We start from the raw sequence: 13,878 nt of genomic DNA, 5'->3' as shown, positions 1-13,878 counted from the left end.
AGCCGCACCCGCGGGAGTGGTGAAATTGGTATACACGCAGGTTTTAGGTACCTGTGCCGGAAGGCGTGAGGGTTCAAGTCCCTTCTCCCGCACCGACGGGCGTCGGCGTCAGCACACAGAAGCTGACCGACTCCGCTGCCACAGAGAACTTCTCTCAATTCTGGCCACTGGATTCTGCTTAGGTTAGGATTGCCTTACCCGTCCCCCAGCAGATCGGTTCCCATGACCGCGACCCACGGCACCACCCCGCACACCCTGGACCAGCAGCCGAGCCTGGCCGAGTACCTTCGGGCAAGTTCCAGTGGCCAGCACCGCGACACCGAGACCCGGTCCTTCATCACCGAGTTGATGAGCGGCCACCTCTCGCTCGAGGACTACACGCGCTACCTCGGTCAGTACGCCTGGGTTTACGAGGCCCTCGAACAACTCGTCGACCGGGTGTCCCAGATCGACCATCTTGACCTCTTCGATCCCGACCTGGAGCGATTGCCCGCCATCGAGAGCGACCTCGCCGCGCTCGGCGTGCAGGACTGGCGCCACGAGCACCCGCCGCTGCCCGCCACCACCGCGTACATCGAACACCTGCAGTCGCTCACCAACGCCGACAGCGTGCGCTGCCTGGCGCACCATTACACGCGCTACCTCGGCGACCTCTCCGGCGGCCAGGCGATCGCCTCGCTCGTGGCCCGTCACTACGGTGCGGAGCCCGAGCAGCTCGGCTTCTACAGGTTCGACGCGATCAACAACATCGTGCAGTACAAGCGCGCGTACCGGGACCGGCTCAACGCCCTCTCGCTGGCACCCACCGACGTGGACACTCTCGTCGCCGAGGTCGATGCGGCATTCACCTACAACGGTGCAGTCTTCGACGGGTTGGCGAACTAGCCGATGCTGCGCACGGCGGCACTCGACGGCCAGCTCAGCGATTTCCTCGCGAGCACCGGCGTTGTGTTGTTCTACCTGCTGGTCTGGGCGCTCGTGTTCGCGGGCACCGCTCTGTTCCTGGGCGTCTTCATCCCGTTCATCACGGGCGACTCCCTGCTCTTCGGGTCCGGGCTGGTCGCCGCGTCGAGTTCGAACCTCAACATCGTCGTCCTCGCGGTCGGCATCGGCATCGCCGCCTTCCTCGGCGACCAGGTGGGATTCCTGCTCGGCCGCCGCTACGGCCGGGGCTACCTGGACCGGCGCGGCGGACGCCGCACCCAGCTGGCCATCGTGAAAACCGAGTCGTTCTACCTCAAGTACGGCTGGTGGGCCGTTGTCGTGGCCCGGTTCATGCCCTGGGCGCGGGTGTTCGTGCCCGTCGTGGCGGGCGTCGGACGGATGAACTACTACAAGTTCCTCTCCAGCAACGTGGTCGGAGCCCTGGCTTGGGGCGTGGGCATCACCCTGACCGGCTATTACGCCGCCGCGATCCCCGGCGTCAAGAGCGCGGCATACGTGATCGCCGCGTTCTTCATCACTGCGTCGATCGTCTTCGGCCTGCGCACCTGGCTGGCCGACCGCGCCCAGACCCGGCTCGAGGCGCAGACCAGCACCGGTCCTCACAACACTTTGGGGGGTTAGCCCACCCCTTGATCAGGGTTTCCGGCCCGGTTTACGCGATAACCTGTAGCGACGCACGCGATCACCGCCGACTGGCCGATCTAGCCGCCGACGACTGGAGTTTTCTTCGTGATTAACACCGCACTCATCCCGTGGCTCGACCCGGAGATCCTTATCAACGGATTCGGACCCTGGGCTCTGTTGGGCGTCTGCGCGATCGTCTTCGCCGAGACGGGCCTCCTGATCGGATTCCTGCTGCCCGGCGACACCCTGCTGGTGATCACCGGCCTGTTCGTCTTCTTCGACATCATCAAGATCGATATCTGGTGGGTCGCCCTGGCCATCGGGGCCGCCGCCTTCCTCGGCGGCGAGGTGGGCTATCTGATCGGCCACCGCCTCGGCCCGCGAGTGTTCGAACGCAAGGAATCCGGGCTTTTCAGCGTCAAGAACGTGCAACGCACCAACGCCTTCTTCGTGCGCTTCGGCGGCTTCGCCGTGATCGCCGCCCGCTTCGTGCCGATCGTGCGCACCTTCGCCCCGGTCGCCGCCGGCGTCGGGCACATGGACTACCGCAAGTACAGCCTGTACAACTTCATCGGCGCCATGATCTGGGGCGCCGGGCTCACCTTCTTCGGCTACTTCCTGGGGTACATCCCGCCGCTGGCGGACTTCGTACGCGCCTACATCGACCTGATCCTGCTCGGCGCCGTGGTGCTCACCCTGCTGCCCACCATCTACCACTACGTGCAGTCGATGGTGAAGGCCCGCCGCGAGGCCCGCGCCGGGGTCGTCGACGGCAAGAAGCTCGTGCTCGACCCCGAGACCTTTGACACCAACAAGGACGGCAAGCACGAGGCGTAAGGCCCGACGCGCGGGTCAGCGGTGCGAGTGCAGCGTGTGACCGGCATCCGCCGCATGGTCGGCCGGTTCGAGTTGGAACGTGGAGTGCTCCACGTCGAAATGATGCGACAGGCATTCAGACAGCTCACTCAGCAGCTCTCCCGCCCGGCCTGAGGCCAGCAACTCCGGCTCGACGACCACGTGAGCGCTGAAGACGTGCGAGCCCGACGTGATGGCCCAGACGTGCACGTCGTGCACGGCTACGACCCCCGGGGTGTCCTGCAGGTGCTGCCGGATCTCCTGCACGTCCGTGTCGGCGGGCGTCGACTCGCTGAACACACGCACCACGTCGCGTAGCAGGCCGATGGCCCGCGGCACGATCATCGCGGCGATCACGAGCGAGGCGATGGAGTCGGCCTGCGCGAATCCCGTGGTGAGAATGAGCACGGCCGCGACGATCACGGCCACCGAGCCCAACGCATCCCCCAGCACCTCGAGATAGGCGCCGCGCATGTTGATGGAGCCGGCGGCCGCCGGGCGCAGCAGCAGGATGCCCACCACATTGGCGAGCAGGCCGATCACGGCGACGACGAGCATCGGCATCGCCAACACCTCGGGCGGGTCTGCTTGCACCAGCCGGTTCACCGCGCCGAAGACCACGAACCCCGCCACCACGAGCAGGATGAGACCGTTCAGCATGGCCCCGAACACCTCGGCGCGCTGGTAGCCGAACGTCTGCCGGTCGGTCGCCGGGCGGGCCGCGACGACCGTGGCCGTGAGCGCGATGATGAGGCCGGCGAGGTCGGAGAACATGTGCCCGGCATCGGCCAGCAGGGCCAGGGAGCCGGTGATCCACGCGCCGATGACCTCGGCGACGAGAACCACCGCGACGATGCCGATCACGATCGACAGACGCGACCGATTGCGCGTTGACGAGGATGCGTGATCGTGGCCCATGCCTCCACGGTACGAGCCTGCCGGGGCGAAAGCGAGCCCCGCCGCTAGTTGGGAATGAGTGCCGTTCTCAGCTGGCGTGCTGCCGCCGGCACCCTTGAGCCGACTACGGTTCTGATCAGCCCAAAAGCTCCGTCAACACGGGGCCGAGCGCGGCAAACGCGATGGCTCGGTGACTCTGGGCATTCTTCACCTCGGCGGGCAGCTCGGCCGCCGAGACATCGTGCCCGTCGGGCTGGAAGATCGGGTCGTAACCGAACCCGCCGGCGCCGGCCGGGGCGTGCAGGATGCGGCCAGGCCACTCCCCCGTGACGGCGCGTTCCTCGCCGCTCGGCAGGGCCAACGCGGCCACGCAGGTGAAGTGCCCCGCGCGGTGTTCGTCGGCCATATCGCTGATCTGCCAGAGCAGTAGGCGCAGGTTTTCCTCTGAGTCCCGGGCGGGGCCGCCCCAACGCGCGGAGAAGATGCCGGGGGCGCCGCCCAGCACGTCCACGCAGATGCCCGAGTCGTCGGCGATGGCCGGCAACCCCGTGTGCGCGGCGGCGGCCCGCGCCTTGATCAGTGCGTTCTCGGTGAAGGTGGCGCCGTTCTCGACCGGCTCCGGCCCGTCGTAGGCCAGAACCTCCAGGCCCGGCAGCATGGGCGCGAGGATCCGGCGCAGCTCCTCGACCTTGTGGGCGTTGTGGGTGGCGAGAACGACGCGCATCAGCGGCCCAGCGTGGTCTTCTGCAGGTCGGTGAGCGTGATGGCTCCGCCGAGGGCGAGGTCCAGCAGGGAGTCGAGCTCGCTGCGGTCGAACGGAGCGCCCTCGGCGGTGCCCTGCACCTCGATGAACTTGCCCCGGCCGGTGACGACGACGTTCATGTCGGTCTCGGCGCGCACGTCTTCGGTGTACGCCAGGTCGAGCATCGGCACTCCGGCGATGATGCCCACCGAGACGGCGGCGACGCTGTCGGTGAGCGGCTGAGCCTTCTGGGCGATGAACTTCTTCTCGCGGCCCCATTCGAGGGCGTCGGCCAGGGCCACGTACGCTCCGGTGATCGCGGCGGTGCGGGTGCCGCCATCCGCCTGCAGCACGTCGCAGTCGATGACGATGGTGTTCTCGCCGAGGGCCTTCATGTCCACCACGGCGCGGAGGCTGCGACCGATCAGACGGCTGATCTCGTGGGTGCGGCCGCCGATGCGGCCCTTGACCGATTCGCGGTCCATGCGGGAGTTCGTGGAGCGGGGCAGCATCGAGTACTCGGCGGTCACCCAGCCCTTGCCCTTGCCGGCCATCCAGCGGGGCACACCGTTGGTGAACGAGGCCGTGGCGAGCACCTTGGTGCGGCCGAACGAGATGAGGGCGGAGCCTTCGGCTTGCTCGCTCCAGCCGCGTTCGATGGTCACGGGACGCAGCTGGTCGTTGGTACGGCCGTCGGCACGCAGGATGTCGGTCACGGGTTCTCCTTGAAAAGACGCGGGGTGGTGGACGATGCGGCCAGTCTGGCCACCTCGCTGAGACTGATGGTGCCCGTGGCAACCAGGTCGACCCGGGAGATCTCCGGGCCGAGCAGGCGATGGGCGAGCCGCAGGAAGTCGTCGGCGCTGTCGCCGGTGGCTTCGTAGCGGTAGCTGGGGGGTGCGGTTTCGACCCGTTCGAGGTGCTGGCCCACCAGGGTGCGGTAGACATCGTTCGCGGTCTCGGTGTGGCTGGAGACCAGGGTCACTGCGTCGCCCATGACGTAGGAGATCACGCCGCGCAGGAACGGGTAGTGGGTGCAGCCGAGCACGAGCGTGTCCACGTCGGCGGCCTTGAGCGGGGCGAGGTACTCCTCGGCGACCCGCAGCACCTCGGCTCCGGTGGTCACCCCGGATTCGACGAACTCGACGAAGCGCGGGCAGGCCTGCGAGAACAGCTGGATGTCGGTGGCCGCGGCGAACGCGTCGTTGTACGCGCGTGAGTTCACGGTTCCGGCGGTGCCGACCACGCCCACCCTCTTGTTGCGCGTGGTGCCGACCGCACGGCGCACCGCGGGCTGGATCACCTCGATCACGGGGACGCTGTACCGCTCCCGGGCATCGCGCAACACGGCGGCCGAAGCGGTGTTGCAGGCGATTACCAGCAACTTCACATCTTGGGCCACCAGGTCGTCGAGCACCTCGAGCGCGTACTCGCGCACGTCGGCGATCTTCTTCGGCCCGTACGGCGAATGCGCCGTGTCACCGATATACAGAATGGATTCGTTGGGCAGTTGGTCCTTGATGGCCCGGGCGACGGTGAGCCCGCCGACGCCGGAGTCGAAAATCCCAATCGGTGCATCCGTCACAACAATCAAGCCTAACCGGGTTCGGCATTTCACCTGGCGTGACACCGCCATATGCCCAGAACGCTCCAACGTACGTGGGGCTGCATATACCCGTAACTACACTCGGCATATGGGCCAGGCCAACCAGGCAGAGCCGCACCGTAAGACGTCCCTCGTGCCGTCTGAGGAGATGATCGTCATGACTGATCGCGTCGTAATCACCGGACTCGGGGCCCTCACACCGCTCGGTAATTCGTGGACCGAGACCTGGGACGGCCTCACCAACGGCCGCAGCGGAGTGGCTCGCATTACGCAGTTCGACGCCACGGACCTGCCCACTCAGATCGCCGGCGAGGTCAAGGGGTTCGACCCCGTCACCCGCATGTCGGTCAAGCAGGCCAAGCGCGCCTCCCGCGCCTCGCAGATGGCCATCGCCGCGGCCCGCGAGGCCGTCGCCGACGCCGGCTTCGGTCCGTCGATGGAGGGCATCCACACGGCCGTCATCGTCAACAGTGCGGTCTCCGGCTACGCCGAAATCCAAGATGCGACCGAGCACGTCAACGCCGGCAGCCCCCGACGTATCTCTCCCCGCTTCGTGCCGTCATCCCTGATGAACATGGCCGCCTGTGAGATCGCCATTGATCTGGGCGTGCACGGCCCGGTCAACGCGAGCGCCCTGGCCTGCGCCAGCGGCGCATACGCGCTGCTCGAGGCCCGCACCATGCTCGTGATGGGCGACGCCGACGTCGTCATCGCCGGCGGCGTCGAAGCGGCCATCACCCCGGTGATGTTCGCCGGCCTCAACGCCATGCACGCGGCGTCCACCCACAACGAGGTGCCTGCCGAGGCCAGCCGCCCGTTCGACGCCAACCGCAACGGTCTCGTCTTCGGCGAGGGCGCCGTGGTGTTCGTCATGGAGCTGCTCTCGCACGCCAAGGCCCGCGGAGCCCGTGTCTACGCCGAGGTGCTCGGCGGCGCCCTCACCAGCGACGGCTTCAGCATCGTGGCCCCCGACCCGTCCGGCCAGTACGCCAGCCAGGCGATCACCCGGGCCCTCGACCGGAGCAAGCTCAACCCGGCCGACATCGACATGATCGTGGCCCACGGCACGTCCACCCAGGCGAACGACAAGGCTGAGACGCTGGCCATCCGTCAGTCGTTGCGGCACTTCGCCGACAAGATCTCTATCACGGCGCCCAAGTCGATGACCGGGCACATGATCGGTGCGGCTGGGGCGCTGTCCGCCCTGATCGGCGCCCTGTCGATCAAGAACGGCATCGTGCCGCCCACCATCAACCTGCGCACCCCCGACCCGGAGTGCGGCCTGGACTACACGCCGCTCACCGCGCGGATCCAGCCGATCAAGCACGCCCTGGTGAACGCGTTCGGCTTCGGCGGCCAGAACTGCATCGTCGCCTTCGGCGCCCTGTAGGCCTTCCCCGAGTCACCCTGCAGCCGCCCACTCCGGGCGGCCCGGGTGACGCGCGGGCATCTCACCAAACAGTCCGGCCGACCGGCGGACAGCCCGACCGGCAGACAGCTCGGCCTGCGGACCGCGGCCGGACAGGCCGGGCGGCTAGGCTTGCCCGCGTGACCGAGTCTTCTGCGCTACGAACCGACCGCTACGAACTCACCATGGTGGATGCCGCCATCCAGAGCGGCACCGCCAACCGGGAGTGCATGTTCGAGGCCTTCGCCCGGCGGCTGCCCTCGGGCCGGCGCTACGGCATCGTGGCCGGCACCGGCCGGCTGCTCGATCTGATCCGGGACTTCCGCTTCGGCGACGCCGAGCTCGACTGGCTGCGCGCCAATGACGTGGTGCGCCCGCCCACCCTCGACTGGCTGGCGGACTACTCCTTCAGCGGCAACATCTGGGGCTACCGCGAGGGCGACGCGTACTTCCCCGGCTCCCCGCTGATCCAGGTCGACGGCACCTTCGCCGAGTGCGTGGTGCTCGAGACGCTCATCCTCAGCGTGCTCAACTACGACAGTGCCGTCGCCAGCGCCGCCGCCCGGATGGTGTCGGTGAGCCTGGGCCGCCCGCTGGCCGAGATGGGTTCGCGCCGCACCGGCGAATACTCCGCTGTGGCCGCCGCCCGCGCCGCGTACATCGCCGGATTCGCCGCCACCAGCAACCTCGAGGCGGGCCGCAGCTGGGGCATCCCCACCATGGGCACGGCCGCGCACTCCTTCACTCTGCTGCACGACAGCGAAGAGGATGCCTTCCGCGCCCAGGTGGACGCCTTCGGCACGTCCACCACCCTGCTGGTGGACACCTACAACATCGAGCGGGGTATCGAGCTCGCTGTGGCCGTGGCAGGCACCGGCCTGGGCTCGATCCGGATCGACTCCGGCGACCTGCCCACCGTCGCGGCCGCCGCGCGCGCGCAGCTGGACTCTCTGGGCGCCGTGAACACCCGCATCACCGTGACCAGCGACCTCGACGAGTACTCGATTGCCGCCCTGTCGGCGTCCCCCGTCGATGCGTTCGGGGTGGGCACCTCGCTCGTGACCGGATCCGGCGCCCCGGCGGCCGGCATGGTCTACAAGCTCGTGGCGCACAAGGACGACGCGGACCAATGGGTGTCGGTGGCCAAGACATCCGCGTCGAAGGCCTCGGTCGGCGGACGCAAGAACGCCTTGCGCCGCCTGGACGCGGCCGGCATCGCCCAGGAAGAGGTGGTGCTGGTGGACGACGACGGCCCCGCGGTCGCCGCGGCGACGGATGCCGCCGCCCAGCCCGGCAGCGCCACGGAGCGTTCGCTCCTGGTGCCGCTCATGCAGGCCGGAGTGGTGGACGAACGGTACCTGGGCCCATCCGGCACCCGGCTGGCCCGCGAGCAGAACGCTGCCGCCATGCGGGAACTGCCCGTGGACGCATTCCGGCTGGGCCGCGGCGACGCGGTGATCCCGACGGTCTTCGCCTGATCACCAGCTGAGCTGCGGAGGGTCAGTCCTGCTTCATCTTCTCGTAGATGGACTTGCAGGTCGGGCACACCGGGAACTTCTCCGGGTCGCGCCCCGGCAGCCACTTCTTGCCGCACAGCGCCTTGACCGGCTTGCCGGTCATGGCGGACTCGAGGATCTTGTCCTTGGGCACGTAGTGGGAGAACCGTTCGTGGTCACCCGGCTCGATCTGGTCCTGGTTGAGTAGTTCCTCGAGTTCACGGTCGAGGGTGGACGTTCCGCCACCGGTTCCGGGGCCCCGGCCGGGCTCAGCGATGCTCGCTCGAATGTCGTGTGTCATGCCATCAAGTGTATGCAGCTACGCGCGCAAAGCGGAGGAGAGCATCTCCGGTCCACGGCGTTCGAAGGTGCGCGAGCCGAGCCAGATGCCGCCGACGAGCACCACGAAGCCGATACCGAGACCCCAGTACAGGGCGGGCAGGTTCCAGAGCGGGTCGACGAAGATTCCCAGCACCGCGCAGACGATGGCGGGCAACGCGACGATGATCGATCCCACGAAGGTGAACGACTGGATGACCGCGGCCGCCGTGTCCGAGGACTGCGGCTGCGCGAAGGGGCTGTCGCCGGGCTTCGTGGCCGGGTACGGGAACCGGGCGGAGGTGTAGCTGGAGAAGCCAAGACCCGCTAGAAGGATGCAGGTGCTCACGCCGAGCACACCGGGCAGGACCGCCCAGTCACCGTAGACGCTGACGCTGATGGCCGAGCCGAGCCCGATCAACGGGATACCGACGAAGAAGGCGGGTACCAGCCGGCCGACCCGGTCGGCGAATCCGCGGGGTCCGGAGACCACGTGCAGCCAGATCGCGGTGTGGTCGTAGGCGACGTCGTTGTGCAATGTCCAACCGAGGAAGACGCACATGAGCGGCACCGGCACCAGGGCCAAGTACTCGATGGGCATCCCGGCTACCGCGAGCGGCAGGATCACCAGCACCGGCACTATCGGAATCATGATCAGCGACACCCAGTAGCGCGGGTCGCGTCCCCAGTAGGTGATGCTGCGGGCGGCGATGGCTCCGACCGGGTTGTGCGGCATGCGGTCGAACCAGCCCAGACCGCCGTAGGCGCGCGCCTGAGCCTCCCGGCCGGGGCTCACGAGCATCCGGGCCACCAGACCCTGCCAGGCCAGCCAAAGCAGGTACAGGGTGCCTGCGGCGATCAACAGGCGGAGGAATGACGTGCCCCAGTCTCCGGCGGCTGCGTCGCCCGGCACGGCCCAGGCGGCGCCCAGCGGCGTCCAACCCAGGATGGCCGCGAACCCGCCGAGCAGGTCGAGGCCGTACTTGCTCCAGTCCACATTGACCAGCAGCACCACGACGGGCGTGATCATGACGATCAGCAGGATGCCGACGATGCCGGTGAACTCCCGCGAGCGGCGGGTGGAGAGCAGGAAGGCGGCGATGGAGGTGCTCACCCGCGATGCAAGCATGCAGGTGCCCAGCAGCAGTGCCGCCGCGATGATCGCGAACAGGGTCTCCCCCACACCGCGTGACCAGGTGACGATGGTGCCCAGAAGCACCAGCGTCAAGGTGGCCGCGGGCACGCCGACCAGCGACGAGACGGCCAGGCCCAGGCACAGGTCCTTCGTCGGGATGCCCAGGGTGGAGAACTTGCGCGGGTCCATGCTGTCGTCGACGCCGAAGACCAGCGGCACGAGGATGAAGCCGAGCACGACGATCGAGCCCACCACGATGAGCCCGTCACGGATGGTGCCCACATCGTCGACAAAACGGAACGCGATGAGCATGGCCACCAGGGCCGCCGCCACGAGCAATCCGTAGATCAGGCCGAGCACGACCCCCACGACCTGCCACGGGCTACGCCGGAAGAGATTGGCGAGGAGCCTCAGTTTCAGTCCGAGAAATTGTGCAACCACTCCAGGCCCTCCGCAACCTTTCGTCCGCCGGCCAGGTCGACGAAGCGTTCTTCGAGCGACACGTTTCCGCGTACCTCGTCGATCGTTCCCGACGCGAGGACCGAGCCCTGCACGATGATGGCCACGTGGTCACAGACCCGCTGGATGAGGTCCATGCCGTGGCTGGAGAGGATGACCGTGCCCCCTGCGGCGACGTAGCGCTGCAGGATCTCGGTGACGTTGACCGCGGAAACCGGGTCGACCGACTCGAACGGCTCGTCGAGCACCAGCACGCGCGGCGAGTGGATCATCGCGCAGGCCAGGGCGATCTTCTTGGTCATGCCGGCCGAGTAGTCGGCCACCAGACGGTTCAGAGCGCCCTCGAGGCCGAAAGCGGCAGCTAGGTCGGCCGAGCGAGTGCGCACCGTCTCGCTCTCCAGGCCGCGGAGCACGCCGGCGTAGTAGAGCAACTGGGCGCCGGTGAGGCGGTCGAAGAGACGCAAGCGGTCGGGCAGCACGCCGATGGCGCGCTTGGCGGCGACGGGGTCGGCCCACACGTCGATGCCGTGCACGTGGATGGAGCCCGAGTCGGGCCGGAGCAGTCCGGTGATCATCGACAGGGTCGTGGTCTTGCCCGCCCCGTTGGGGCCGACGATGCCGTAGAACGAGCCCGATCGAACCTCGAGGTCGACTCCCGCCACGGCGACGTTCTGGCCGAAGCGCTTGTTGAGGCCATTGACAGCGATCTCCACCGGGGCGGAGTCGCTGACGATCGTGGCACCGGTGCGCGGCGGCAGGGGCTTACGGAGCACGGGCTCGATGCGCGGGGTGGTCGTTGCAGGCTTCGTTGCAGACTTCTCAGCAGGCGTGGTTGCGGCGTCGACCAGGCTCACCGGGGTGGCGCCGGTCGCCGGTGCAGCATCGGCGGCGGCCGAGGGGTCGGCGGCGGCTACGGCGGCGCTGTCGGCCACGGGCGCTGCGGTCGAGGCATTGGCCGCAGCTGCAGATGCCACGGCCGCGCCGGCGACCGATGACTCCGCAGCGTCTCTGCCGCCCAACCGCGGCAGTCGCCAGAACGGACGCCGCGCGGCGGGAGCCGTAGCGGCGACGGGCTTTGGTGCGGCTTCAACGGTTTCTTCGTCGGCCAGGTCGGCCGGGTCGGCCGTGACGGTGAGGACGCGAGTCGCGCCCTCGTCGCCGTCGGTTGCCGGGTCCGTCAGGTCGGAAAGCACGACCGTGGGCGGGTCGGCCTGGGCCAGGTCGGAGACCGGCGGGTCGTCCGTCACGGCCGCGTCGCGCACGGGCGCGGACTGGCCGGCAGCGGGTGCTTCGGATGCGGTGGGTTCAGTGACGACAGGTGCGGACACCTCAGCGGCGGGAACGACAGCGGCAGGCGCGTCGGTGCCTGGTGCGTCGGTGACCGGTGCGGCGGTCGAGGCCTGGCCCGGCACGGTCGGCGCCTGGCCGGAGACAGCGGGATCGGCGGATTCGGCGTCGGCACTGGCAGCGGCAACGGCGGCGGCACGCGCGGCAGCGGCCGCAGCCGTGCGAGCGGAGGTGGCAGCGGCGCGCGCCGCAGCCGACTTCGCCGCGGCGGCCTTGGTCGCCGCGGTGCGGGCAGCCCCGGCCTTGGTCGCCGACTCGGTCTTCGCTGCCGCGGCCTTGGCGGCAGCGGCCTTCGACGCCGCCGTGCGGGCGGAGGTGGTGCGAGCCGGGGTGGTCTTGGGCTTCGTGGCGGCGGACTCCCCCGCCGTGGCGCTGGACGCCGTCGCCGGGTCACCATCGGCGGCTGCGGCCGCGACCGCGACGGCCTCGGCGGTGTCGGCCGTGGACGTGGTGGTTGCCGGCAGCCGGGTGGCCTTGGCGACCGGCGACGTGCGCGCGGCCGGGGTGCGGGTCACGGAGACGCGCTCGGCCGCGGTGGCCGGTGCGGCGGAAGATGCGCCCGTTGCGGAGTCCGTAGTTGCGGAGTCGCTCGTCGTAGAGTCTGCCGTTGCAGCGGCAGGGGTCTTGGGCTGGGCTGCATCCGTCGAGGTCTTCGCGGCGGCCGAGCTGCGAGCGGCCGTGCCGGCTCGCGGGGCGGCCGGCTTACGCGGCGCGCGGGTGGTGCTCCGCACGGGCTTGGCCGGGGCTGCCTCGTCGGACGCTGAGTCGGACGTCGCCGAACCGGACGCCGCCGTCGCGGAATCGGGCGTGCTCGGCTTGCGCACGGGGGCCTTACGGGGTGGCTTCGCTGCGGTCTTCGGCGCGATTTTCGGCGCGCCGCTGGTAGCAGAAGCAGGCTGAGGGGGGCGGTCCGCTGGGGTGCCGCTTTCGACGGCGATACCCTCGCGTTCCGGCTCCGTATCGGGAACGCGCAAGACCGGAGTCTGCTCGTCTGGCTCGGAGTTCGGAGGCACAGGAGTCACCTCGCTAACCTACCAAGGACCATCCGACCTCGCTGAGGCTCACCGCCGTGGGCGGCGGATTCTCACCAAAGTTTTTTCCCCACCACGCCGGTCCGTGCGGGGTCGCCGAAACGGCACGAATCGTCACGATCCGGACACGCATGCGAACGTCCCTTCCCCCGGAACGGGGTGTTCAGCTAGTCTGAAGGTGGCATAACGAAGTGTCTATACGTGAACTTAAGGGTGAACCGCAGGCAAATTCGACTGAATTCAGTGCCACAAGCGGGGCCACCCAGATCTTTCTGAGGAGATATTCGTGACCACCCAGGTAGTAATACTTGCAGCAGGAATGGGCAGCCGACTCGGCCGCTCGCTTCCCAAACCCCTGACCGAGCTCAACGACGGCCGCACGATCATGCAGCAGCAGTTCGACAACATCGAGCACGCCTTCGGCAAGAAGACCAAGGTGACGATCGTCGTCGGTTACAAGCTCGAGCACATCATCGAGGCGTTCCCGCAGGCATCCTTCGTCTACAACGAGCAGTACGACGTGACCAACACGTCCAAGAGCCTGCTCCGCGCCCTGCGCGCCTCCGCCACCGGCGGCGTGCTGTGGATGAACGGCGATGTCGTGTTCGACCCGGCCATCCTCGACCGCGCCGCTTCGATGATGAAGCGCGACCAGTCGTTCGTGACCGTGAACACGTCCAAGGTGTCCGACGAAGAAGTCAAGTACACGACCAGCGCCGAGGGCTACATCAAGGAGCTGTCGAAGACCGTCAAGAACGGTCTCGGCGAGGCCGTCGGCATCAACTACGTGTCCGCCGCCGACAAGGCGATGCTCATCCACCACCTGAGCAAGGTCGAAGACCAGGACTACTTCGAGCGCGGCATCGAGCTCGCGATCGAGAAGAACCGCATGCTCGTCGAGCCCGTGGACATCTCGGACTTCTACGCGGTCGAGGTCGACTTCGCCGAGGACCTCGAGCGCGCGAACCTGTTCGTCTGATCCACCTTCGAGAGCGGGGCACGGTCGCCTGTGGCG

The 13,878-nt window shown here is 68.4% G+C and carries 13 protein-coding genes and 1 tRNA gene; 7 read left to right on the top strand and 7 right to left on the bottom strand.

The window, feature by feature from the left end; translation table 11 throughout:
• The first annotated feature begins 10 nt into the window (after positions 1–10).
• From PA27867_RS04790 to PA27867_RS04775, 4 genes are all read left to right on the top strand, one after another.
• Positions 11–92, top strand: a tRNA-Leu gene (locus PA27867_RS04790).
• A 130-nt stretch (positions 93–222) separates the two neighbouring features.
• Positions 223–885, top strand: a complete 663-nt coding sequence (locus PA27867_RS04785) for a heme oxygenase (biliverdin-producing) (protein ID WP_066593967.1) — start codon at positions 223–225, stop codon at positions 883–885.
• A 3-nt stretch (positions 886–888) separates the two neighbouring features.
• Entirely contained in the window at positions 889–1,566 is a 678-nt protein-coding gene (locus PA27867_RS04780; RefSeq protein WP_066593966.1) for a DedA family protein, read from the top strand.
• 108 nt (positions 1,567–1,674) lie between these two features.
• Entirely contained in the window at positions 1,675–2,406 is a 732-nt protein-coding gene (locus PA27867_RS04775; protein WP_066593965.1) for a DedA family protein, read from the top strand.
• 15 nt (positions 2,407–2,421) lie between these two features.
• On the opposite strand, the gene PA27867_RS04770 is transcribed toward PA27867_RS04775, so the two are convergent.
• From PA27867_RS04770 to murI, 4 genes are all read right to left on the bottom strand, one after another.
• The gene (locus tag PA27867_RS04770; RefSeq protein WP_066593964.1) at positions 2,422–3,342 is read right to left on the bottom strand and encodes a cation diffusion facilitator family transporter; all 921 of its coding nucleotides are present in this window, start codon (positions 3,340–3,342) and stop codon (positions 2,422–2,424) included.
• A gap of 115 nt (positions 3,343–3,457) precedes the next feature.
• Positions 3,458–4,048, bottom strand: a complete 591-nt coding sequence (gene rdgB, locus PA27867_RS04765) for an RdgB/HAM1 family non-canonical purine NTP pyrophosphatase (RefSeq protein ID WP_066599129.1) — start codon at positions 4,046–4,048, stop codon at positions 3,458–3,460.
• A complete protein-coding gene (rph, locus tag PA27867_RS04760; protein ID WP_066593960.1) occupies positions 4,045–4,779 on the bottom strand; it encodes a ribonuclease PH in 735 nt (244 codons plus the stop codon). The genes rdgB and rph overlap by 4 nt, the downstream gene beginning before the upstream one ends.
• On the bottom strand, positions 4,776–5,648 hold the full coding sequence (murI, locus tag PA27867_RS04755; RefSeq protein WP_066593959.1) for a glutamate racemase: 873 nt from the start codon (positions 5,646–5,648) through the stop codon (positions 4,776–4,778). The genes rph and murI overlap by 4 nt, the downstream gene beginning before the upstream one ends.
• A gap of 178 nt (positions 5,649–5,826) precedes the next feature.
• On the opposite strand from murI, the gene PA27867_RS04750 reads away from it, so the two are divergent.
• Entirely contained in the window at positions 5,827–7,059 is a 1,233-nt protein-coding gene (locus PA27867_RS04750) for a beta-ketoacyl-[acyl-carrier-protein] synthase family protein (protein WP_066599126.1), read from the top strand.
• A 158-nt stretch (positions 7,060–7,217) separates the two neighbouring features.
• Positions 7,218–8,555, top strand: a complete 1,338-nt coding sequence (locus PA27867_RS04745) for a nicotinate phosphoribosyltransferase (RefSeq protein ID WP_084020700.1) — start codon at positions 7,218–7,220, stop codon at positions 8,553–8,555.
• Positions 8,556–8,577: 22 nt separating this feature from the next.
• Here PA27867_RS04745 and PA27867_RS04740 read toward each other — a convergent pair whose 3' ends face one another.
• The 3 genes from PA27867_RS04740 to PA27867_RS21350 are packed head-to-tail and all read right to left on the bottom strand — an operon-like array spanning position 8,578 to position 12,656.
• Positions 8,578–8,874: a DUF3039 domain-containing protein gene (locus tag PA27867_RS04740; RefSeq protein WP_066593958.1), complete on the bottom strand. Its 297-nt coding sequence runs from the start codon at positions 8,872–8,874 to the stop codon at positions 8,578–8,580.
• Positions 8,875–8,892: 18 nt separating this feature from the next.
• Positions 8,893–10,467 (bottom strand): hypothetical protein, encoded by a 1,575-nt coding sequence (locus PA27867_RS04735; RefSeq protein WP_066593956.1) that lies wholly within the window; start codon positions 10,465–10,467, stop codon positions 8,893–8,895.
• Positions 10,443–12,656 (bottom strand): ABC transporter ATP-binding protein, encoded by a 2,214-nt coding sequence (locus PA27867_RS21350; RefSeq protein WP_335582779.1) that lies wholly within the window; start codon positions 12,654–12,656, stop codon positions 10,443–10,445. Before PA27867_RS21350 ends, PA27867_RS04735 begins: the two co-directional genes overlap by 25 nt.
• Positions 12,657–13,149: 493 nt before the next feature.
• On the opposite strand from PA27867_RS21350, the gene PA27867_RS04720 reads away from it, so the two are divergent.
• Complete coding sequence (locus PA27867_RS04720) at positions 13,150–13,842, top strand: NTP transferase domain-containing protein (RefSeq protein WP_066593948.1); 693 nt, start codon at positions 13,150–13,152, stop codon at positions 13,840–13,842.
• The last annotated feature ends 36 nt before the right edge of the window (positions 13,843–13,878 follow it).

Origin of the sequence: Cryobacterium arcticum (assembly GCF_001679725.1) — a bacterium.
GTDB lineage: Bacteria > Actinomycetota > Actinomycetes > Actinomycetales > Microbacteriaceae > Cryobacterium > Cryobacterium arcticum_A.
Note: the sequence above shows the minus strand (reverse complement) of the source record. Positions and strands in the feature narration are given on the sequence as shown.